Below are 23564 nucleotides of genomic sequence, written 5' to 3'. Positions count from 1 at the left end.
TACACGCAAATCACTAAACCGGCTTGTGGTACAGGCTATTTCATGTAAATTTAAGCTGTCTATGGAAATCTACGAACATCAACCGGGGTATCAGGTGAGGCAGCACTGGTTGCTTTCCTTTTCGGTTTTGGTTTTACTTGTATTTGGCGCCCTCGCCATCCTTCAAACCCTGGCTGTCGGGCTGATTCCTTTCTTATTTGGAATTGGCTTTGATCAGTTACCCGCACTTTTGAGTGGAACATTGAATCATCCAAACGGGCGAATGGCCTTCCTGTTCATACAAGGCTTAGGGGGAGGTTTGGCTTTCTGGTTGGGTGGTTGGCTGTTTATCCGGCTGGTAGACAAAAAAACCATGCGGCTTTCCCGGCAGTTTAGCCCGGAAAAACTGCACGAAATCGGGTTGGTGTTTCCCATTCTGATTGGGTTTGTGTTGTTTAATTCCCTGTGGGTGTACCTCAACATGAACATGGAGTTTCCGGAAGCATGGAAGGGTTTGGAGACCCTACTTCGGGAAAAGGAGGACCAGTTGATGGAGTTGACCCTTTACCTGACCGATTTTGCCAGTACCGGGGAGTTGCTCATGGGCATTTTGGTGATCGGTGTATTGGCGGGCATTGGGGAAGAATATCTTTTTAGGGGAATCGTCCAACCAAAAATGCATGCCTATACCCAAAACGCCCACCTTGCCGTTTGGCTTACAGCACTTATCTTTTCGGCTATCCACTTTCAGTTTTACGGGTTCCTACCCAGGATGATGCTCGGCGCATTGTTTGGCTACCTGTATCTGTATTCCGGAACGTTGGTTTTTCCCATTCTGGCCCATATACTAAACAATACCTTTACCCTATTTCTGGTCTATTTCAACAAATTGAATTTGATCGACTACGACATGGAAAATGCGACCGAACTACACTGGGAATACGTCCTTATTGGCGGGGTCGTCTTTCTGCTTTCCTGGAAACGGTTTCTGAGCCGGCAAAAAACCCAAACACATGCGTAAATGGCAAAAAATTTTTGAATCTGATTCTCCGATCCGGGCTGAAATTGTCAAGGGGGTTTTGGAAGAAAAGGGTATCGTGGCCGTCATCCTGAATAAAAAGGATCCCGTGTACAAAATTCACGGCAGCATAGAGGTGATGGTTTCTGCTGACGAAGCCATCCGGGCTATAACTATCGTTGAGAATGAGATCTCGTTTTAGCATCAGCAATTATAGCAACCTGGCACAGCGAGTCATTACCGCGCTGATTGGCGCTGCGGTGATTATCGGCAGCACCATTTTTAGCGAATGGGCGTATTTCTTCGTGTTTGCCATTCTGCTCGGCTTCACACAAATGGAGTTTTACAAGCTATCGGGCCTGGACGGAATGTTGCCCTTGAAAAGTTTTGGGACCTTTGTGGGATTATTAATCTTTGCGTTTACCTTTTTGGAGGAAATGAAAATCATTCCCATTGCCTACTACTTTCTGGTATTTCCGCTGCTGTCCATGATCTTTTTTATCAAACTGTACCGAAAGTCGGACAAAAAGCCATTTACGGGAATTGCCTACACGATTTTGGGGATCTTTTACGTGGCCATTCCCTTTTCCCTGTTGACGGTTGCGGCCTTTTCGGTAGACAATACGTTTCATTTCGAAATTGTTATCGGTTCTTTGCTGATCTTATGGGCAAGTGATTCAGGCGCGTATTTTGCCGGAACGAAATTTGGAAAAACGAAGCTTTTTGAACGGGTGTCACCAAAAAAATCCTGGGAAGGGAGCCTTGGAGGGGCATTTACAGCGATTGTCGTCACCTATTTCATTTCGAAAAATTTCACTGTCCTGCCGGAGTGGCAGTGGTTTTGTATCATGACCATTATCATCATTGCAGGTACGTATGGCGACCTGATCGAATCCCTTTTTAAACGGAGCATTGCCATCAAAGACTCGGGAAAAGGGCTTCCCGGACACGGAGGCTTTATGGATCGATTTGATGGTTTGCTTTTATCTACGCCGTTTATCGTAGCATTTTTGAAAATATTTTAATTCTTACCTGAAAAAATCCTAATATTGTAAAACATTATTCCACACCCTGCGCTCGCTGGCAGCCAATAATTGCTGACTGACGCCGGCGCAGTTGAATCAAAGTTGCTCGCTCATGACCATTCATAAAGAAGGAAGATCGCTATTATTTTGGCTACTCTTTATACTGGCCGCAGTTAATATCCTGCTGCATCAGGTTTTACCCGACAGAGAGTTACTGTTAAACCTGACGATGCTGGGAAGCATTGTTGGCTACCTGGCCGTTTTGCAGTTTTTTCGAAACCCGGCCATCCCCATGCCCGATGACCCCGCGTTGATTTATGCAGCTGCAGATGGAAAAGTGGTGACCATCGAAAAAACGCGCGAGGACGAATACTTACAGGAAGACCGGATTCAGGTATCGGTGTTCATGTCCCCCATAAACGTGCACGTCAACCGGTCTCCCATGACTGGCCTGGTCAAATACGTTAAATACCATCCGGGAAAGTACCTGGTGGCCTGGCATCCGAAATCAAGCACCGAAAACGAACGAACCTCTCTGGTATTGGAGCATCCCTCCGGGCTGCTACTGATGGTTCGGCAAATAGCCGGAGCCATGGCCAGGCGCATCAAGTGGTACGTAAATGAGGGCGATCCCGTGGTGCAGGGGCACGAATTTGGTTTTATAAAATTTGGTTCCAGAGTGGATCTGTTTCTCCCGCTGGATGCTGAGATATTGGTAACGGTAAACCAAAAGACAAAGGCTGGCATCACCCCAATTGCCCGTCTTAAATCCTAAGCATTCCTCAGCCCAGACCCATTTCCAGGGCTTTTTTCACCAATTCTGCCATGGAAGACACTTCCAGCTTCCGGTGAAGGTGTTTTCGGTGGGTTTCGACCGTGAACACACTCAGGTACAGCTGGTCCGCGATTTCCTTATTACTTTTCCCACGGGCAATCCATTTAAGGATTTCCAACTCGCGTTTTGATAGCTTGAAGGCTGTTTTGAAGTGATCGTATTGGTCGAATTCGTCTTCCTCCGCTTGTTTCAATACTTGCTCAAAATTCGCCAGGTACCTTTCTTCCATCACTTCCCGGATGGTAAAAATCAATTCGTCGGGATCGGCATTTTTCAGCACGTAGGCGTCTACTCCCTGCTGTATACATTTTTTAAAAATTTCTTCTTCGTCGTACATGGAAAGCACGATGGTTTTTATTTTCCAGCGCTTCTTCTTGATGTGTTGCAGAATTCCGAGCCCATTGAGCCCCGGCATGTTCATATCCGTAATGAGCAAATCTGCTTTGATCGTTTCCAAGGCTTCCAACAGTTCCTTCCCATTATGGTAAACCCCTTCTACCTGAAAGTCTTCCTCTCTGGACAACAGGTTTTCGATACCTGCTGCGAATAACTTGTGGTCGTCTGCCAGGACGATTTTGGTTTTAGTTGTCATCGTTAGCCTCGATTGATTCCTCCAGTTGGATTTTTATTTGGGTCCCCTCGTTGCTGGCCGAAACCACCTCTACCTGACCATTGATTGCTTTAATTCTGGATTTAAGGTTTTTTATTCCCAACCCGGAGGATGCATTGGCTGTATCAAACCCAACGCCGTCGTCCCGTATAAGTAGCGTGGGGATTCCGCCTTCCTCCACAAGGTGAATGGAAATCAACTTAGGAGATGCGTGTTTCATGGCATTATTCAGGCATTCCTGTACCATCCGGATCACAACCAATTTCTTGTCCCCCTCTAGCCTGTCAAAGTAATCGCTCGTCTTTTCAAAAGCGGTCTTACAGAAACCGCTTTTTTCGATCTTGCCCAGCTCATCGGTCAGAAAATCTTCAAATTTTAAGGCGTTGAGGTAATCCTTATTAATGGACCTGGACAAGCTCCGAACCTCCCGGATAATCTGATTAATCAATTTTTTTCCTTCGTACAGTCCCGACCCATCCGGATTATTCAACACCAATTTCGCAAGCGAGAGCAATTGTCCGATATTGTCGTGCAACTCCTGACTGACAAAAAGCAGGGTCTGTTCGCGCATCTCCTTTTCCGCATTCAGAATGGTGTTTTCGTAGTCCGCCTTGAGGAGTTGGATTCGATGCCGATTTTTGATCTGCCGCTGCCGGTGGACAATGACGATGGTAACGATAAATACCGCCATGATCACCATCAGCACCACTCCGGTAAGGATGGCCAAAAACGTAGGCAAGGCATTATCTTCCATTTCGATTCGCCGAAAAGATAAAAGAAGAATAAAACGAAAGGCCAAAAATCAGGTAAAGCATGGCCGCAAAAATTCGGTTCATGGAGGCCAACACGGTCAGGTACCATTTGTCAATATCCCAGAGAATATTCAACGCTCCGAAATAAATAAAATTCGGGCAATAAAAAAGAAGAATGGCAGCAATGTTCCAAAAATGAGGTACGCCAAGCAGGGGCTTGTCCCAAAAACCCTCCAAAAGAAAGATGCGGTACAGCAGGTAACAACTCACCACTACGATCCCAAAACTTCCAAGCAAGTGGGTATATTGCTGAAAGAGTTGAGACGGGTTTTGAAAAAAAACACTGTTTACAAGGGCCCATGCAACAAATAAAAGCATGAATTGGTCAATCCGCTTTTTCACCAAGGGCACATCCACCAGCGACTTCAAATAGACCAAAATCAACAAGGTCTCTCCACAAACAAAGAAGATATTGTATACCAATACGTTTTTCTGCCCATTTTGCACCAGGTAATAGGCGTATAACTCAAAGGTCAACACATATAAAATGATGAAAAAAATGTAAGCATGGGCTCGCTTATCTTCGGTTTGTATCTTCCGTACAGGGAAGTATAAGAGCGAGCACAGCAATCCCACCCCAATACAGGAAAGGTATACAGCGATTGTCATGGCGAAAGAAACGTTGAATTGAATTCGTTCTTGGAGGACTCCTAGCAGTCAGGAGGACAAACCTTACCCCCATTTACAATCATGGTTTCCTGCCCCGGATCTTGGTTCACATTCGAGGCAGTAAGAACTACCGTCAATTTCCCGATATAATCGGAAGCGCGTTCGGCATCGTCTCTTTCGGATACAGTGCGTTCGTCGTACATACCCAGGTAAATCTTGATACCTCCTTGTTTTGGATCGGTTTGCGCCAGAAGCTTTTCAATCGTCTGCCTGTCAAACCAGACTGATCGTGTCTGCTGTTTGGCAGATTCCTGATTGATTGCCTTTTCCGCTTCCTGAATGAATTTTTCGTAATTCCGTTTCAGAATATCAAATTTCTCTAAGTCCATTGATGGTTTACTTTAGGTGATTGTCGTTGATCAAAATTAACCAAACTTCCGGTTAATCCTTCCCCACCGAAATAAAATTCCTGCCTTTTTGTTGCACCGCTGCCTCTCAAACCCCACCACCTTCCATTGCCTCCGCGCTAATTTACTGCGACAACCGAGCCCAGGTAACGAACAAACCGAAGATTTGGTGAGGGGAACCATTAAAAGGGAATAGGAGCACTAATTAAAATAATTACCCCTTAAATCAATTACCCATTCTTCTTTACGAAAAATTTTTTATACTTTACTTTATTATTTGGAAACCGATACTTACCCGCACCGTACATGATTGTTACCATAGTAGTCCTTGGTCTTCTCCTGATACAGACCATCGTCATTTATAACCGACTGATCCGCTTACGAAATAATGCCCGTGAAGGATGGAGTGGCATTGACGTTCAGTTGAAACGCCGGGCTGACCTGGTTCCCAATCTGGTCACTACCGTAAAAGGCTATGCCAACCATGAGCAGCAGCTTCTGGAAGATATCACCAAACTACGTAACCAAACCATCGCCGACCAAAGTATCCCCAACCAGGCCAAAACTGCCGCCGAACTGGGGCGCTCCCTACAGCGACTGCTTGTAATTGCAGAGGCGTATCCCGAATTGAAGGCTGACAAAAATTTCCTCAAACTCCAGGAACAACTCTCGGAAATCGAAAACACGCTGCAAAAGTCAAGAAGGTATTACAATGGAACCGTTCGGGAACTGAACATCAAAATCGAGTCTTTCCCTTCCAATCTTGTCGCCAAGATTTTTAGTTTTGAAAAATTTGACTTTTTTGCACTGACAGACGCGTCCGACAGGGCAGTTCCCGAAATAAATCTCAACTAATATGCGAAAAAAACCCATCGTGCTTGTACTGGTATTGCTGCTTGGCCTGGCCTTTTATCCGCCGGTGATGGCCCAGGAACAGGAGGAGATCCTTTCGTACCACAGTGAAATCAACATCCAACTGGACGGCTCCCTGGACGTTACGGAAAAGATCACGGTAAGGAGTACAGGAAATGCCATCAAACGGGGCATCTTCCGGAGTTTCCCCGTACGTTACCGCGATCGGTACGAAAATCAGGTGCGGGTGGGGTTCGATGTGCTGGAGGTAAAGAAGGACGGCAGGGACGAACCCTACGAAGTCATCCGGCAGGGCGATTATCAGGTGGTCCGGATCGGAGATGAAAATACCTTTTTGGATCCCGACGAATACACCTATACGATCCGATACACGACAAACCGGCAAATTGGCTTTTTTGATACCTACGATGAACTGTACTGGAATGCCATCGGCGATCAATGGGATTTTCGAATCAATCAGGCTTCGGCAAGAATCGTGCTGCCGGAAGGTGGCGAAATCGGTCAGTTTGCCGCCTACGCGGGTCCTGTAGGAAACACCGACTGCCCCTGCGACATTGAAAAGGAATCTGACACCGAATTGTACGTAGCGGTGACGGAACCACTCAGCCCTCGTGAACCGCTTACCCTGGCGGTTTCCTGGCAGAAAGGCCTCATCGAGCCCCCGGGTACGGTGGAAAAGACCGGGGATTTTCTGCGCGATAATGGCGGCATTTTATTGCTGCTACTCGGCATCATCGCAGCATCGCTTTATTACTTTTATGCCTGGAACCGAGTGGGTAAAGACCCGGAAAAGGGCGGGATTTATCCAATTTTTGACGTACCGGAAGGACTGGATGCAGCAGCTGTGCGGTACTTGTACAAAATGGGGTTCGATACCAAAGCCTACGTGGCTGCAATCGTCGAATTGGCAACCGGAGGTCACTTGAAAATCATCGAAGAAAAAAGGAAAAAATACGTGCTGGAAAAAGGTGAGGCAACGGAGACTACCAACAGTGGCTACCTGGCGATCCTCTCCAACCTGTTTTCCGGCGGAGAACGCACCCTTTCTTTGAATCAGAAAGAGCATAAAAAAATTGGTGGCGCGCTCAAAGGCCTGAAAAACGATTTATCCGACCGATTCCAAAAATCCCATTTCAAAACGAATACTACCTGGCTGATTCCAGGCATTCTTATCTCCCTACTGATGCTCTTCCTTGGCGTAAGGTCGACAATCAATCAGTCGTTGGAAGAAGAAAATGTGTTTTTGATCATGGGCCTTATTTTTTCCATTTTCCTGTTGACTTTTCTCAGCAAGGTCTTCCTGACGGTGATGCATTACCTGGACTACGGATACGTGAAGATCGGAACGATTATAGGAGAGATAGTTAGTTTATTATTCCTACTTGCCTTTCCTGCCGTGCTCATTTTTGTTTTTGATGCCCAGCTCCCATACGGTTTTCTGCTTTTAGCGCTGGTTCTGGGATTGATCAATGCAATCTTTATGTTTCTGATGAAGGCCCCTACCGAAAAAGGCAGAAAAGTGATGGACGAGATCGCAGGCTTTCGCATGTACTTAAATGCTGCCGAGAAACCCTTGCTGGAAACCTACAATCCACCTGGGGTTACGCCGGAGGTGTTTGAAAAATTCCTTCCCTATGCCATCGCATTGGACGTAGGCGAAGCCTGGGGCAAAGCCATGGAAAATAAGCTCGCGTCGCTGTCCGAAGAAAAAACTGCTACCCGCCGGTACCGTCCCTCCTGGTATGCCGGATCTGCCTTTGCGGCGGGATCGTTAGCCGGTTTTTCGTCCAGTCTCGGAAATTCCTTTGGCTCCGCCCTTAGCAATTCTTCCAGTCCCCCCGGTTCGAAGTCCGGAAGTGGGGGCGGAGGTAGTTCCGGCGGCGGTGGCGGTGGCGGCGGTGGCGGCGGCTGGTAAACGCGTGCCAGCGCCTCTGAATCCGTTGATCCAAGCCTACATTTTTTTTAAAAACAGATTTTTCCACTTGTCGCTGGCAGGGATGCATAACCACGCCCTGTCAGCAGGTTGGTGATTAGAAATCCCGAACCGATGCAAAAAAAGAAGGTTGCATATCCCCTTCTTCCTTTGCGTTGGTCAAGCGATTTTATTGATTTTTTTCTAAGACGTTTACCACTTCGGTCTGTTTTTGTCGCCTTGGTCTATAAGATCAACTTTACACATCGTGAAAACAAAATTTCTACAATTTCAGAAAGTAATGTCAATCGTCGCCATTCCACTAGCCATCGGATCTTGCGACTTCATTGGGGGAAACGAAGACCCCTTACAAATCTCTCCGGATGCCGAAAGTATATCAGCCTTCCTTACTTCGTTAAGCAGCGATTCAGGCAATCTTCTAAATGTGCAAAACATTAACGGAGGCACTCAGAGAGCCGAAATCAGCAATCGGGTAAATGCCACTCCAATCAATGGCGGCAATAGGGAATGCCGGGTGATCAAATACGATCTAAAAACAAACGCTGAAGAGGTGGCGATCCTGAGACCAACCAATGGGATCATCTATCCGGGAGCTTTGGTCATAGCGGATCGGGCCACGCTGGGAGGACTTCCCACCCCAGCTGGAATTGATCGGGCACCCATGAGCTTGCGAATTGATCTCCCCGGTATGGGAGAAAACGGCTCGCTCCGGATTGACAAACCGTCAAATTCATTGGTACAGACTAAAATAGATGAAGCCCTGGAATGGTGGAATGAAAATGCCTATCAGGAGGGCTATGTCAATGCGGCTAACTCCAGCTACATTGCCCGGACAGCTCACAGTTCCAAACAGGTAAGCATGGAGCTGGGATTAAATGTGGAATGGGCCAGAGGGGATGTTGAAACCCAATTTAACTTTCAGTCCAGCACTACCCAGCGTGTCGCTATGATGTCCTTTAAGCAGGTATTTTATTCAGTGACGATGGATGCGCCAAATAATCCGGGTGATGTTTTCGGTCCAGAAGCGAGCATCGAGGAAATCGAGCAAAAATTTGGTGCTGAAACACCTCCCGCTTACGTCCAATCGGTCAACTACGGGCGAATAATCTTATTTCGCATGACCACCACGGAATCAGCCACCGATGCGCAACTCGAAGGAGCAATGAACTACGCCACGGGACTCACTTCGGTAGATGGTCAAGTGGAAGCGAAATACAAAGCCATTCTTAACAAGTCTAGCATTACGGTTGTGACCATTGGAGGTAACGCGTCGGTGGCTTCCGAAGCTGTAAATGCGAGAAATTTTGCCGACCTGAACTACATCATTACCGGAGAAAATGCCGTCTATTCCAGGAACAATCCGGGAGTACCCATTTCTTACAAACTACACTATTTAAAAGACAATACTACTGCGAAACTTGGATACACCACCGAATACGATGTAGAAAATTGTGACGTGAAGCTTCATCCGGCGCAAAATATACGTGTTTCTAACAACGCGGGGACCATTGCTGCCCCGAACGTACGCTACTCAATCACCTATCGTACCTATGGGAGATCCGGTCAAAGCGTGATAAATAGCGGGAATATCGGCTTCAAAAAAAGTGTCACCAAACAAGTTCCTGCAGGTGCTTACGATATTCAATTCAAAGTGGAAATCTGGGATTTGTCGTGGAAGACCCTTATGGATCGGGTCTATTCCAGGCCGTCAAAAGCATGTTGGGAGGTCTTTAAGCCCAACATCATTAGTGTCAATGTCAGATCGGTCAATTGCTAAACTATACAGCAGACCACCAATTTTGCCACTATTTGCCTTTCGAAATTTTCACCTCGTAGACCGATGCGCTTTCCAACGCTCGTTGTTTTTCCTGAGCAGAAGCTAAAGAGGCATTCAGTTTTTGAAGCAGTTCCGTATTTTGTTCGGGATCGGATTGGGCAATCAAACGAGCCTTTTCAAAAAGCGATATCGCAGCAGCATGATCACCCAAAGCCAGCAGGCAGGCACCCAGTCCCAGCTGGCTTTGGGCGATTTTTACGTCCCCTTCGTTCAGCAACCGCTCCCGAATGGCCAGTGCTTCTTCATAATACACCCTCGCAGCTGCAAATCGTTTTTCGTTTTGAGCGATTTCTCCCAAGCGCATCCTTGGTGTTGCCCTGCGTAGGTCGTCTGCAGAGAGGAGGCGATCAAAACTTTCCACCGATATCAGGTAACAATCCCTGGCTTTAGTAAACAATTCCGCGGCAAAGTACGCATTCCCCATGCTTCCGTTCAAGGCTCCGTAATAGTAATGACTCCCCCCAAAAAGGGAATCTATTACCGAAATCGCGTCTTGATAGATTGGTATCGCTTCCAATGGTTTACCCAAGCCGATATAGGTTCGAGCCAAATTTCCCATACTTGCCACCGTTTCGACGTGATAGGTACCTAGAATAGCCCGGCGCTGTTCGAGCGAATGCTTTACGAAGCTTAAGGCCTTCTTGTAGTCACCTAAGTTTTGGTAAAGGCTTCCGAAGTAATTGTACGAATAGGCAATTTCAAGATGGGGTTCTTCGTACAACTCCTTTTTCATTTTCAATGCCTCCTCCAGGTACCTTTCGGCTTCCTGCAGGTTATCCCGCTTCATTGCCGTTGCTCCCTTCATGTGAAGGAAAGAGGCAATTTCAATCGTTGACCCACTGTAGGCTTTTTGCGCCAGCTCCAAGCCTACACTAAGCGTAGAATCTGCCGCCTCGTACCGGGTCATATCGTACAGACAACTCCCCAATTCCAACAATGCATCTGCCAGGTCAGGACCGTTATGGATGCCGGCTGCCAACAAGCGATTTACGGCTTTTTGAGAAAACGAAAAGGCTGAATCCAATTCCCCGAACATAAAGTACGAGGAAGAAATCAGCACCTCGTTTTGGGCCAACCGTTCTTCAGAGACGGCATCCAGGCTAAGGTTGATCGCATAGGACTCCGCCGCCATTTGTTTTGCTTGCTCGTATTGGCCCAAACTCAGGTACACGCCCGTCATCCGACTCAGCATGTCTGCGTACAAAGCAGGATCATCCCCAAGATTCTTCGAAAGGTTTTGCATCCCCTTGTCTAAAAGCTGAACAGCGGTAATCGTATCTGCACCGCCAATATTGGGGTCTGCTGCAGAAAAAACGTCTGTTATAAGTCCGGTAATCTGGTTTGCCCGCCTGGCTTCCGACAACGCAATATTGCGCTGCTCTTTAAGCTGAAAGGTGTAGTAAATACCCATGATCCCCAATAGAAGGAAGCCTACCCCTACTGCATACAAGACAGTCCTGTTTCTGCGCAGGTATTTTTGGGTGTGATAGGTCCAGGATTTTGGACGGGCGAGAACCGGGTAGTCGTTTCGAAAATCACGAACGTCCCGAATCAATTCGTCTACAGAAGCATACCGATCTCTCGGAGCCCTTTCCATGGCCTTTTGGCAGATAAGCCCGATATCTTTAGCAAAATGAACGTACCCAAATTTACCTGAAAGCCGAAATGGGGAGGAATACCCAGCCAAAATAGCATTTTTTAGTGCCAATGGGTCTTTGAAAAAGGTCTCAAATGGATGGTCTTCTACCAGCATTTCGAATAATATCACGCCTAGGGAATAGATATCCGAAGCGGTATTCGGATTGTTTTGCTCGATCTGCTCTGGAGAGGCATAAGCCAATGTAAAACTGCTCACCTGCTCGGTACCCTCCTCCAGCATTTGCGCAACGCCAAAATCCAGCAACTTAACCTGACCCTCTTCGGTGACAACAATATTCTTCGGCTTTAGATCCAGATGGACAATGAGCGATTGATGTGCATGCATAACGGCCTGACAGATATCCTCAAATAAATGTAGGCGGGCCGTTATGCTGAGCTTTCTAAATTGACAATAGGCAATGAGATTTTGGCCCGACACCCACTCCATGGTGAAAAAAGGGCGTTCATCTTCTGTAAAGCCGCCGTCATACAGCCTGGCAATATTCGGATGGTTCAGTTTGGCTAAAATCTGGCGTTCCCGCTCAAACAAACTTCTATGAGAAGGATTTACCGACACCGGTTTCATCAGTTTGACGGCAACGGTTTGATCAAACAGCCCATCATCCCGACCAGCCTTGAAAACGGTACCCATGGCACCTTGCCCGATCACTTCGGTCAGTACAAAGGCGCCAATCCGACTCCCGATGAGGTCATAATCGTTTTCTAAAATTGAAAAAATAGTTCCACTTTCCGTGTTGAATAAGCGGTGCGATTGTCGATCTGCATTTAGAAGGTCGAACAATTGCCTGTAAAGTAGTGAATCCGTCCGGGATAAAAACGCCAACTTTTCCGCACGTGCTGCATCGGGCATTTCCAGTAATTCGTGAAAAAGGGATGCAATAGTCTCCCATCGTCGGTCCGCTCTCCCCATCCTGCTAATTCTTAAGTTCCTTGCTCAGCCATGCTTTGGCAAATCGCCAATCTTTTCTAACGGTGTCTATGGAAACACCCAACATCTCGGCGATCTCTTCGTGTTTGTAACCCCCGAAAAAATGGTATTCAACTACTCTACAATACCTGTTGTTAAATGCCTTTAGCCGCATGAGCGCATCGTTCAACTGAATAACCTCCTCGGGAGTTGTCTGCACGACCGGTTCGATGTCTCCATAGGTTAGTTGAATTTGATCGCCACCTCGTTTGATTCTTTTCTTCTGCCTTGCATAATCGACCAAAAAACGCCGCATAACCAAGGCCGCAATTGCCATAAAATGCCGCTTGTTGGCAAATCCGTTTTTTCTGTTTTCCAACTTCAAAAACGCCTCGTGCACCAAGGCGGACGTGTCCAAGGTATCGGTATGGTATTCAAACCGAAGCTTCTGCCGAGCCAGGGAATGCAGCTCATCGTAGCAAAACAAATAATGCTGCCTCAGTGAGGCAAATGTACCCGATTGCTGCTGAAAATTTCTGGATGTTTCCATACAATGTTTTCTGATAGTATCGAATGAATCCAAAAATACTGTTTCTGCCGCTAATAATCTAATCGTCAACCAGCTATCCTCGCTAAAAAACCCAATTTGTAAAAAAGGTAGCCGAATCGTATCCGTCCTGCAACGAAAGCACGCATCGCTTAAAACCGCGCTATGCCTTCGGAGACGCTTTTTCCTCTCCGGCAAACCCCTATTTTTCCAGAAATGCCCGATTGCTGCTTTTGATCCAACCTGTCGCTCCCATCCCTGTTATAAAATAAGGGCGTATGAATCGGAAATCATACGCCTCTATTTGTTTTCATCGGCCTTTATTATTCCTGCTGCAAAACCGCTTTCATCGCGTCAATGTAGGAGGGCTCGGGTACTTCCTGCCCCTGTACCAACATGACAAAATGCTCCGCAAGAATCTCCTCCGGATGCAGCGTGTAGTTGGTGTTGTCTCCAATCTTCTGCTTCAAATCCGTGGCCGCCGCGAAATTTTTGAGTACCGGCATGTTGTCTACCAGTGTTGCTTGTTTGCCATCGTCCGGTCCATCCACAAACATCAGGCGTTGCTTCAGGTAAGTGAAAAAGGAGCCTCCGTCCCATTCCTCTTCGGAGATGAGTACAAATACCACCTCTTCTGATTCCCCGTCTACTTGCAAGGTGATCGTGTGCTCGAGAAAAGGCGCATCGGGATTGGTGATCACAAAATCACGAATCCCCTCCGGATACACAATTCGGTTGGTTTCCATAAAATTAATCGTCTCAAACAGGGCTGTTCTTCGTTCAGGTTTGAAGCGCGTCAGAATGTGAAACAACTCGTGAATGAGAAAACTCTCATTCACCAGGCCGCGGACCACGATGTAGTTTTCCCGGGTGTAGCTCACTGCTCCCCCTTCCTCATCCATGGTGGATTTTACCAGCAGTACCTCTTCTGGAAACTCCAGCTTGAGACCCAGGGCATCGATTTTATCCTTTATTCCCAGGATCCGTTCTTCCAACACTTCTTTTTCCTCTTCCGTCCAGGCTTGTGCTTGTTGGGAAGCATAGGTCAGGTAATCCTCTTCCTCGGTACTGGCCTTGTTTTTCGTTCTGGAAATTAAGTCAAATTTACTCAGCTCCTGCGTGTAGGAATCAGAGGTTCCCAGCCGCTCGGCAGCCTCCTCCTGTGGGGTAAAAACAATGGTAGTATTTTCATCCAGGGGAACGACTATATCCGGATCCCTCGGCGTAGGATTAGTTGGCTCCTCAGGTTCTTCCGGCTCTTGAATGGGATCCGGATCATCTACTGTGCAGGCCATGAGTAATGCCAGCATAACAAGGGGGTAAATCAATAACTTTTTCATTTGAGTTGAATTAATTGGTAGTAGTAGTATTATTTTTTGTTTCCTTGATCCAATACTTGTTGCAATAGCCGCGCAAAACTGGCATCGTTCGGCGGAGATAACATCGTGATGTGTTCGCCTTCCGCCTCCCATACACGTAGTTCGTTTACAAAGGGTTTCCAGCCAAAACCCTCCTTGTCCGGTAGGTAACCGGAAGCAATCCGGGCCTTAATTAGGTCTACCGCTCCATCGTAATACGGTATCTCGTATCCCTTACAGGCCTCTTTGTAAACGTACTCCACGCGTTTGTATGTTTTGAGCAACGAAGACTCTGCCTTTTCCTGCTCAGCTCCCAATAGTTTGTGAACCTTTCGAAATTTCCTTTGCCAGGATGCTTTTTTTATACGTTTGAAAATGTCCGGATGCCGGAGCAGAAGTTCCACATCAAATTTCCTTTTGCCGAAAAAATATTCCATGTTTTTCAGCAAGCGCATCCCAAAGGCGAGGTGGTAATTCCGCTGGAATGCATAGGTGTCGAACAAGACCAACTTTTCCACAGATTTCCCCATTTTTCTCAGTTGGCAGGCCATTTCATACGCGATAATTCCTCCCAACGAATATCCTGCCAGAAAATACGGTCCATTCGGATTTTGCTGCAAAACTTCCGAAAGGTACTGAGAAGCTATGGCCTCGACGGTCTGCAGGGGCTGCTCTACCCCGTCCAGTCCTTTGGCCTGAATCCCGAATACCGGTTGCTCCCGGTCCATTTCCCTGGCCACGGCATAAAACGGAAGAATGTTCAAACCTCCTCCGTGAACGATGTACAGGGGCGGCTTCGAACCGGCATTTTTTATCGCTACCAGGCTTTTCCACTCGCTGTCTCCCAGTACACCGCTTTTGATGGCTTGAGATAAGTTTTGAATGGTCGGGTATTTAAACAGCACCGATAAGGGCAGCCGAATGCCATAGACGTTTTCCAACTGCACCATCACCTTTACGGCCGTCAGGGAATGTCCGCCTATCTCAAAAAAATTGTCGGTTTTACGGATTTGTTCCAGCCCCAGTGCCTTTTTCCAAATTTCCGCCACCAATCGCTCTTCCGGATCAAATCCTGCCCCATCGCCCGTCGAAGCCGCGAACCCTCTTTCCGGATCGGGCAGTGCCTCGCGGTTTACCTTTCCATTTTCGGTTAATGAAAAAGCTTTCACCCACAAATAGTCTGTCGGAATCATCACCTCTGCCAGATTCTCAGCCAATTGATTTCTCCACTGCCTGACCTGATTGGCCTCCGGGTACTGCCATACCTGGGCTTCCAGGATAGCCTCTTGCGTTGGGACCAAATAGGCCCGCAAAAATGCCTGTTCGTTTGCGTCCTTCCGCACCAAAACGATCGCATCCTTGATTCCTTTCAGTTGACGAAGCCCGCTTTCCACCTCAGCCAATTCGATTCGGTGTCCACGGATCTTTACCTGATGGTCCATGCGACCACTGACGACCAATTCGTCCGCAGGCGTAATCCAACCCAAATCCCCGGTTTTGTATACACGATGGCGCGAACCAGCCTCCGCGGGAATCTCGATAAATCGTTCTCGGGTCAGTTCGGGCTGGTTTAAATAACCGGACCCGACCCCGTGTCCAGCAACCCAGATTTCTCCCTTTCTTCCCTTTTGAACGGGATTTCCATCTTTATCCACGACGTAAAGCCGGGTATTGACCACGGGTTTGCCCACCGTTATTTCCCGATCCGTTGCGCGCACCTGCTTGATGGTGGCATAAACTGTCGTTTCTGTAGGGCCGTATACGTTCCACAATTCTGCCCCAAGCGGCAATAAGCGCTGAGCCAGGTTCTTTTCCAGAGGCTCTCCCCCGCTGATCATCCGTAAGCTTTCAAGGTTCCGCGTCCAGCCTGCCTCCAACATCATTTTCCAGTGGGAAGGCGTGGCAAACATAACCGTGATGGCACGGTTTTCCAGTTCCTCCAGAATGACCCTGGGTTCTTTTCGCTGCTCCCGGTCAAGAATTATTATCTGGGCCCCGAAAACCAACGAAACCAGGGTTTCCAATAGCGCAATATCAAACGAAACCGAACTTACGGCCAATACCCTGTCCGTGGCGGAAATCCCCGGTTGATCGTTTACGACCGACACGAAATGGAATAAATTGAGGTGATCCAAGGCTACCCCCTTTGGCTTGCCGGTGGTACCGGAAGTATAGATAAGGTATGCGGGATCGCCCGGGACGGAATGGACTTCCGTATTTCGCGTGGGGTATTCCCCGGCCCTGTCCTGAAACTCCTCCCAGAGGATTTTCGTCACGCTGGTCTCTATTTGATGCTCGTCAGCACCGGTGATGAAAAACGAGCAGGAATCCTCCAGCATGTACCCAATGCGCTGTGCAGGTAAATCGGTATCCAGTGGCAGGTAAGCGCCGCCGGCCTTGAGAATGCCCAGGATACCTATCACGAACGCTGGAGAACGCGGAAGCAGAATGCCCACGACCTCCCCTTTTTTTAGCCCTTGGTCCAACAGATACGCAGCCAGCTGGTTTGCCTGGGAATTTAACGAGGCATAGGACAGCTCGGCCCTTCCGAAAAAAACCGCCGTCCGATCCCCGTTGCGGCTTGCAGCTGCCTCGATCATTCGTTGGATCGGCAGGTAGCGTTGATTGATTCCTTCGTAAGCTTCTACTTTACCGAGGCCACTGAAAGCGCGATCGGGCACCAATTGGGAGAGCTTTTGATTGGGATCAGCCAGCCCCGAATCCAATAGTTGAATGTATTGGGAGGCCAGCTTTTCGATCCTTTCGGCATCAAAGATATCTTTGGAATATTCGATCCTGACGCCAATTCCTGTGCTGCTTTCCTTGACCAGAAAGGTAAGGTCAAATTTAGCGGTGGTTTGAGGGACGGATTGTACCTCCATGGACAAGCCCTCTGCACTATTTCTTACCTCATCGCCATACTCCATCACAAACATGACTTGAAAAAGTGGATTCACTCCAAATTGCCGGTGCTGGGCAGTGGCCGCGACAATCTTTTCAAAAGGTACTTCCTGGTGCTCAAAGGCCTCCAGTGTGTTTTTTTTCACCGCTAATAGGGTATCCCGAAACGAGTCACTCGGATTCAGCTTGCTGCGAATGGGCAGTGGGTTGACAAAATACCCGATCATTGGCTCTGTTTCCGTGTGATTTCTCCCGCCCATAGCGGTACCCACACACAGGTCCCGCTGCCCGCTGTTTCGTTCCAGCAGGGACTTAAAAGCTGCTAGCAATAGCATAAAAGGAGAAAGACCCAACTGCTTAGCCAGCTCCAGAATACGCTTGCGGAGATCCGAACCGATGCGGATTTCGTACGTGGCGCCATCATGGGATTTCCGGTGTGCACGCACTCCCTCCCCATAAAAATGAAATGGCCGCAGACCGGCAAGTTTTTCTTTCCAATACTGCATTTTTGCTGCCAGGGTCTCATCCCGGAGCCGATTTCGCTGCCAGAGGGCGTAGTCTGCGTATTGAATTTTTAGATGAGGCAAAAGTGGGTTTTCTCCCCGTTTTTCCGACTTTACCAACGCAAAGAGTTCGCTGAGAAATACGGAAATGGACCATCCGTCAAATGCGATGTGATGAACGACTACGAATAGATGGCATGCATCCCCGTCCAGCGGGTATTTTTTGGCGCGAATCATGTAATCCTTTCCCAAATCGAAAGGCCGCGCCAGGAACTCGGCCATTTCTCGATCAGGCAAACCGGCTTGAGAGGCTCCCAAATGCCCGGAAGCTTCGGCCAACTCCCAGGCTGCAACCGGCATTACCTGCTGGGAGGCCTCATCTCCCCGTTCCCGGATTACGGTCCGCAGGACCTCATGGCGCTCCATGATGCTTTTGATGGCCTCCTGCAACACCATCCTGCGGGTTTCTCCGGTAATTTTTATAAGTAAGGGAATATGGTATTGGCTGGAACCTTCCAGCTTATCGGTCAGCCAGAGACTCTCCTGACCAAAAGACAGGGGAACACGGTCCGGCCGTGGCCTGCATGGAAGAATACGGGCAGATACCGTACTCGTTTGTTCGCGACTTCGGATCAAATCGGCAATGGCCGAAACCGTTGGGTGGGCAAACAATTCGGTCACGCTTATTTCTACCCCGATGGACTCCCGTATTTTGCCGAGCAGTCTCAGGGCCAAAAGTGAATTTCCGCCCAATAAAAAGAAATTATCCCGGACTCCTGCCTGATCCGAACGCAACACCGTTCGCCATAGGTCGAGCAAGTTGCTTTCCAGCAAGGTGGTGGGCGGTGCAAAGCCTTCCTGTTCCGAATCCAGAATTGCCGCTTTTTCAAGCTGCTTCCGGTCGATTTTGCCATTGGGTGTCAGTGGAAAGCGATCCACCTGTACCACCTGAGAAGGCAACATGTAGCCCGGCAAGGCATCGCGCAATTTTCCTTGAATTTTCCTCGTGTCCAATGGTTGGTCGGCGGTAAAAAATCCAGCCAGCCGCTTTTCACCGGAAGCCGCTTGCTGAAGTACTACTACCGCGTTCTTTACCCCCGGGATGGCCTGCATTAGGGTAGCTATTTCATCCAATTCGATTCGGTACCCGTTCAACTTGATTTGATTATCCAATCTACCCAAGAAGTCAATTTTCCCATCCGAACGCCAAACACCCCGGTCTCCGGTTTTGTATAGGATACTTCCAGCCGCTTTTGCAAGGGGATTTGGAACGAATTTTTCCGCCGTCAATCCGGGTCGGTTCCAGTAGCCCTGTGCCAGCCCCCTGCCTCCCAGGTAGATCTCTCCAGGCACGCCCACCGGACAAGGCATGAGATCCGCATTCAGAACATAGGCGAAACTACCGGCTATTGGTCGGCCGATGGAGACCGGCTTGCCAGGCAGGAGCCGCTCACAGGTAGAATACGTGGTATCCTCCGTGGGGCCATACAGGTTGCGGACAGGTAGGCTTTCCAGACCCAGCTGATTTACAAGCGATCCGGGTATGGGTTCGCCCGCCATGTTTAGCAAAGCCACATGAGCCAAATCCACCTTTTCTTCCAGCAGCTTCTGCACCAGGCTGGGGACCGTATTGATCAGCACCCCTTGATCCCCGGGAAGGTATTCCGGAATCTGAAGCCCGTTCTGAAGAATACGGATCGGCTTCCCAAAGGCCAACGGGAAAAATAATTCGAAGATCGACAGGTCAAAGCACATGGATGTCGCGGCGTACATCAACGCAAAACTTTCCGGGGCAAATTCCCTACCGCACCAATCCAAAAATGCGGCAAGATTGGCCTGCGTCAGGCAAACGCCCTTGGGTTTTCCTGTGGTTCCGGAGGTGTAAATCAGGTAAGCCCGCTGATCCGGGGACAAATTTGGTAGTCGCTGTGGCTCAAAATCGCTCTCTTTTAACCCTTGCTGCAACCGGAGGAGTTTTCCCCCATGTTTCGGCTCAATTAGGCCAGCCGATGCCTCGTCGACCAGCAAGTGCGAAGCTCCGCAATCCGCCACGATAAACGCAATCCGTTCGGCAGGGTAGGCCGGGTCCACCGGCACGTAGGCTGCGCCTGCCTTCCATATTCCCAGCATGGCTGCAACCATATCCGACCCCCGCGCGGCCAATAGTACCACGTGGTCGCCCTGCCGGACCCCTTCCCGTACCAGCCAATCGGCAAGCTTGGTTGCTCGGCGATCCAGGCTACTAAAATCCATTCGTTCCCGGCCTGTCAACAAGGCGGTTTCAGGCCCTTTCCTCGCGACCTGTTCCTCAAAGCGGTCGAAAAAGCTTCGGTAAACAATATCTGCCTGGGACGCTTCCCCACCGGAAAGCGCGTCCAGTTCGTCGGCAGAAAGCAAGGTCATTTTCTTAACCGGAGAATGCAGCTGTTCGGGCAGCGTTTGCATTAATTGCCGAAAATGAGCGAGCAAGCGTTCAATGGTTTCTGGAGCGAACTTTCCTGCGTCGTACTCAATGCTTCCCTGGAGACCAGTGGCATCCCCGGCCAGGCTGAAGCTAAGATCGAATTTGGCGGCGAATGGATCCACATCCAGACTTCCGACCTCAATATCTGGTAACTGCAAATTCGCTGCGTCAGCGGCACCTTCGTGCATGACAAAAAGTGTGTTGAAGAATGGTTTTCCTCCGGTATCACCCGAAGAAAATGCCTCCACCAATTTCAGGAAGGGAATCCGGGCATGGGCCAAGGCCTCCCTTACTTCCTTTTTAATGGCATGCAAAAACTGGTCAAAGGTATCCGCTGGTTGGATGCGGGACCGCAGCGGTACGGTCGTGATCAGGTAGCCAATCTGCTCTTCGGCACCCGGAAAATTTCGGTCTGCGACCGTGGTTCCGACACAAATGTCTACCTGGTTCGTATACCGGTACAGCAACACCTTAAACAAGGCCAAAAACGTCATGAACAGCGTAGCCTGATGTTCTTTTCCAATAGCTGCGACCGGCGCAATTTCTTGCCGATCCAGAAAAAACCGCAGAATGCCTGCCGGACGAGGGCCTGCGGATGTCTGCGAGTAATCGGTTGGCATCTGCAGGATTTCCCAGCCAGCCAGGGTTTTTTCCCAATAAGCCATCGATCCGGAATCTTCGGGCACCTCCCGCTGGTCATGGACAGTGGCGGGCGGTGGTTCTACGAAGTCCGGGGAATCCTCCAAAACAGCCCCGGTAGCGAGGGAACGGTAATTGTCCGACAGCTCCCGAAGAAAAATCTTCATCGAATGATCGTCGAATGCGATGTGGTGGAAAACCAGGCCCAATACATGTCTTTCCTTGCCAAAGGCCAGCAATCTACCCCGCACCAGAAAGTCTTCCCGGAGATCAAAAGGCTTCCTAAAAAAGTCGTCGAAGTCTTCCCGAACCACCGATTCGGAAAACTCCCGTTCCGACTCCCGGTATAGGTCAAACTTCCAATGCGCTGCTGCCTTCAGGCGAACCCGATCGATTCCCAAAATGCAGGTCCGTAGGCTTTTGTGTTTTTTTATCACCGCCCGTATTGCCACTTCCAACCTGTTCGGATCTAGTTTTCCGGTTAGCAGGTAGCTAACCGATAGGTGGTAAGCCAGGGAACCCTCCAGCTGATCGACTATCCAAAGAGACTGTTGGGCAGAAGAGACCGCCGGAGCCAGCGGTTGTGCGCGGGAAGGAGCGGCGGACGCGCCGCTTTTCACCACCTCGGCTTGCCGTCTCTGTCGAACTACCCGGTGCAATTCAGAAATCGTTGGGTGGTCAAAAATATCCGAAACGCGAAGGCCTACTTTGTGCTCGTTGTTCAAACGAGCCACCAGCTGCATGGCTGCAAGCGAATTGCCACCCAATTCAAAGATATTTTTGGATACATCTGGTTGCTCCACGCCAAGTACATCCCCGACTGCTTGCACCAAAAAGCGCAATTCCTTATCGGACAGCCCATTCATTTTCGTCTCCTCTGGTAGGCCCGCCAGCAGCGCTTGCTGGTCCAATTTCCCGTTCTCGGTACGTGGAAAACGGTCTCTCAGTTCGATTTTACCCGGAATCATGTATCCGGGAAGGCGTTTTTCGAGCAAATGCCGGGCCTCGCCCGCATTCAGTCGTCCCTTCGGAACGATAAAAAGCAGGAGTTGCGGATTCGACCCAAGGGGTTCGGCCAGCATTGCAACCGCCTCCGAAACCTTTTCTGAATCGAGCAGCACCTTTTCGATTTCTGCCAAATCAATGCGGTTTCCCTGAAATTTTACCTGCCGGTCGTTCCTTCCTTCAAATACCAAACGCCCATCCGGAAGGCTTCGAACCCGATCTCCTGTTGCGTACAGGATGGCTCCCTTCTCCTCACTGAACGGATCCGGAAGAAACCGGGCGGCTGTCAGGGCCGGATCTTTCCAATAGCCTTGGGCCACTTGAATGCCGCCAATGTATAGTTCTCCACCGATGCCCGCAGGCAAACGCGCTCCCGTTTTTGGATCCAATACGTAACAGCTGACTCCCGCTAGTGGCGTTCCGATAGTAATGGGATCCTGCTTAGGCGTGATTTCTGCGACGGTGGACCAGATGGTGGTTTCGGTAGGGCCGTATTCGTTGTAGAGGCGTACCTGATTCATTTCCTGAAAATGGGCAAGGGCAAGTGTTTTGGGCAGGCTCTCTCCTCCCAAAATGACACGCTCCAGCTGCTGCCCCTTCAAAAGCCCTTCTTCAAGAAGAAAACGGTAGTAGCTGGGCACACAAAGCAAGGTATTGGTTCCCGCCAATAAGGAAGGAATCGCTTCGGGTTCCCGAATGGACTCGGCAGAACTCATGACCAGACTACCTCCGGTACATAAGGGCCAAAAAATGGCTGCCAGGGAGGCATCAAAGCTCAGCGGCGGAATCAGCAAAAGGTTGGGAACACCCGGATACCGATCAATCCTATTTTGGGTAGCAGCAAACAACTGCCGGTGATTTACCTGCACGCCTTTGGGCGATCCGGTACTACCAGATGTATAGAGGATGTAGGCAGGGGTATCCGGGTTGATGCGGTGTAACCCAGCCGATGTCGTACTTTCGCCCACCCTTACGGCTTCATCAAAGGCGAGCAGGGTGAATTTTTCACTTGGGACCGAAGTCTCGCCCTCGCTAAACAGGAAGGTAGCATTCAGCTGCTGAAGGATTTCCCGCTTTCGCTGTTCCGGCCATTCCGGATTCAGTGGTACGAAGGCTTTACCCGATTTGATTATTCCCAGGATAGTGGCCACATAGCGGTGCGTCCGGTCCATACTCACCGGAACCAATTGCTGGAATTGAAACGCTGGATCGCCTAGAAACTGACTGATTTTGGTGGCCAGCTCGTCCAGTTCGGTATAGGTATAGCTGTGGGATGCCTCCCTAATTGCTTTCTTTTCCGGATAGCTGTTAACCTGTTTTTGAAATAAATCAAGAACCGTCTGCGCCTTCTCAGGAGACTTACCAGTTAATTCATTCAAAAACCGTTTGCTATTCATCTAGTCCTATCTCCTCTTTTTTTTAATGTCACCCCTGTAGTCGGCCTGGTCCACTACGGCGTGTTTTTCTTTGCATTCGCCAGAGAACCTGGATAGACAGGAACCCTACGTAGGGCCGGAGTAATTTCCGACGAACCGAAAACACGTCGAAACCTCCCCAACCAACTGCAAACCGGGATACCGCCAAGCCCATATTTTCCGAAAATGCGGTATTTTCGTTATCTGGGGACTTTCCATCCCTTCTGG

Annotated in this window: 15 protein-coding genes; 7 read left to right on the top strand and 8 right to left on the bottom strand. The window is 49.1% G+C overall.

The features are described 5' to 3' along the window. Nucleotides 1-61 precede the first annotated feature (61 nt). From BMW71_RS06705 to BMW71_RS06690, 4 genes are all read left to right on the top strand, one after another. Nucleotides 62-1000 (top strand): CPBP family intramembrane glutamic endopeptidase, encoded by a 939-nt coding sequence (locus BMW71_RS06705; RefSeq protein WP_092171228.1) that lies wholly within the window; start codon nucleotides 62-64, stop codon nucleotides 998-1000. Beyond that, the gene (locus tag BMW71_RS06700) at nucleotides 993-1199 is read left to right on the top strand and encodes a putative signal transducing protein (protein WP_092171225.1); all 207 of its coding nucleotides are present in this window, start codon (nucleotides 993-995) and stop codon (nucleotides 1197-1199) included. Before BMW71_RS06705 ends, BMW71_RS06700 begins: the two co-directional genes overlap by 8 nt. Beyond that, nucleotides 1183-2022, top strand: a complete 840-nt coding sequence (locus BMW71_RS06695; protein ID WP_092171223.1) for a phosphatidate cytidylyltransferase — start codon at nucleotides 1183-1185, stop codon at nucleotides 2020-2022. The genes BMW71_RS06700 and BMW71_RS06695 overlap by 17 nt, the downstream gene beginning before the upstream one ends. Nucleotides 2023-2134: 112 nt before the next feature. Beyond that, a complete protein-coding gene (locus tag BMW71_RS06690; RefSeq protein WP_092171220.1) occupies nucleotides 2135-2797 on the top strand; it encodes a phosphatidylserine decarboxylase family protein in 663 nt (220 codons plus the stop codon). Between the two features lie 7 nt (nucleotides 2798-2804). Here the strand turns inward: BMW71_RS06690 and BMW71_RS06685 are convergent, their stop codons facing one another. From BMW71_RS06685 to BMW71_RS06670, 4 genes are read right to left on the bottom strand one after another with little or no spacing between them, the layout of a single operon-like run. Further along, the gene (locus BMW71_RS06685; RefSeq protein ID WP_092171217.1) at nucleotides 2805-3449 is read right to left on the bottom strand and encodes a response regulator transcription factor; all 645 of its coding nucleotides are present in this window, start codon (nucleotides 3447-3449) and stop codon (nucleotides 2805-2807) included. Continuing rightward, nucleotides 3439-4221, bottom strand: coding sequence for a sensor histidine kinase (locus BMW71_RS06680; RefSeq protein WP_092171215.1), 783 nt, complete (start codon nucleotides 4219-4221; stop codon nucleotides 3439-3441). The genes BMW71_RS06685 and BMW71_RS06680 overlap by 11 nt, the downstream gene beginning before the upstream one ends. Further along, nucleotides 4211-4888: a hypothetical protein gene (locus BMW71_RS06675; RefSeq protein ID WP_092171212.1), complete on the bottom strand. Its 678-nt coding sequence runs from the start codon at nucleotides 4886-4888 to the stop codon at nucleotides 4211-4213. Before BMW71_RS06675 ends, BMW71_RS06680 begins: the two co-directional genes overlap by 11 nt. Nucleotides 4889-4929: 41 nt before the next feature. Continuing rightward, entirely contained in the window at nucleotides 4930-5277 is a 348-nt protein-coding gene (locus BMW71_RS06670; RefSeq protein WP_092171210.1) for a hypothetical protein, read from the bottom strand. 324 nt (nucleotides 5278-5601) lie between these two features. Between BMW71_RS06670 and BMW71_RS06665 the strand changes: the two genes are divergently transcribed. The 3 genes from BMW71_RS06665 to BMW71_RS06655 all read left to right on the top strand — a co-directional run bounded on the left by BMW71_RS06665 (nucleotide 5602) and on the right by BMW71_RS06655 (nucleotide 9878). Next, a complete protein-coding gene (locus tag BMW71_RS06665; protein ID WP_092171207.1) occupies nucleotides 5602-6150 on the top strand; it encodes a LemA family protein in 549 nt (182 codons plus the stop codon). Between the two features lies 1 nt (nucleotide 6151). Continuing rightward, nucleotides 6152-8083, top strand: coding sequence for a DUF2207 domain-containing protein (locus BMW71_RS06660; protein ID WP_092171204.1), 1932 nt, complete (start codon nucleotides 6152-6154; stop codon nucleotides 8081-8083). Nucleotides 8084-8348: 265 nt separating this feature from the next. Beyond that, the gene (locus BMW71_RS06655; RefSeq protein WP_143057567.1) at nucleotides 8349-9878 is read left to right on the top strand and encodes a thiol-activated cytolysin family protein; all 1530 of its coding nucleotides are present in this window, start codon (nucleotides 8349-8351) and stop codon (nucleotides 9876-9878) included. Between the two features lie 28 nt (nucleotides 9879-9906). Here BMW71_RS06655 and BMW71_RS06650 read toward each other — a convergent pair whose 3' ends face one another. From BMW71_RS06650 to BMW71_RS06635, 4 genes are all read right to left on the bottom strand, one after another. Continuing rightward, nucleotides 9907-12507, bottom strand: a complete 2601-nt coding sequence (locus tag BMW71_RS06650; protein WP_092171200.1) for a serine/threonine-protein kinase — start codon at nucleotides 12505-12507, stop codon at nucleotides 9907-9909. A 4-nt stretch (nucleotides 12508-12511) separates the two neighbouring features. Next, entirely contained in the window at nucleotides 12512-13054 is a 543-nt protein-coding gene (locus tag BMW71_RS06645; protein ID WP_092171198.1) for an ECF-type sigma factor, read from the bottom strand. A gap of 320 nt (nucleotides 13055-13374) precedes the next feature. Next, on the bottom strand, nucleotides 13375-14391 hold the full coding sequence (locus BMW71_RS06640; RefSeq protein WP_092171196.1) for a hypothetical protein: 1017 nt from the start codon (nucleotides 14389-14391) through the stop codon (nucleotides 13375-13377). Nucleotides 14392-14420: 29 nt separating this feature from the next. Next, nucleotides 14421-23300 (bottom strand): non-ribosomal peptide synthetase, encoded by an 8880-nt coding sequence (locus tag BMW71_RS06635; RefSeq protein WP_218145566.1) that lies wholly within the window; start codon nucleotides 23298-23300, stop codon nucleotides 14421-14423. Between the last annotated feature and the right edge of the window lie 264 nt (nucleotides 23301-23564).

Origin of the sequence: Cyclobacterium xiamenense (assembly GCF_900109255.1) — a bacterium.
GTDB classification, from domain to species: domain Bacteria; phylum Bacteroidota; class Bacteroidia; order Cytophagales; family Cyclobacteriaceae; genus Cyclobacterium; species Cyclobacterium xiamenense.
Note: the sequence above shows the minus strand (reverse complement) of the source record. Positions and strands in the feature narration are given on the sequence as shown.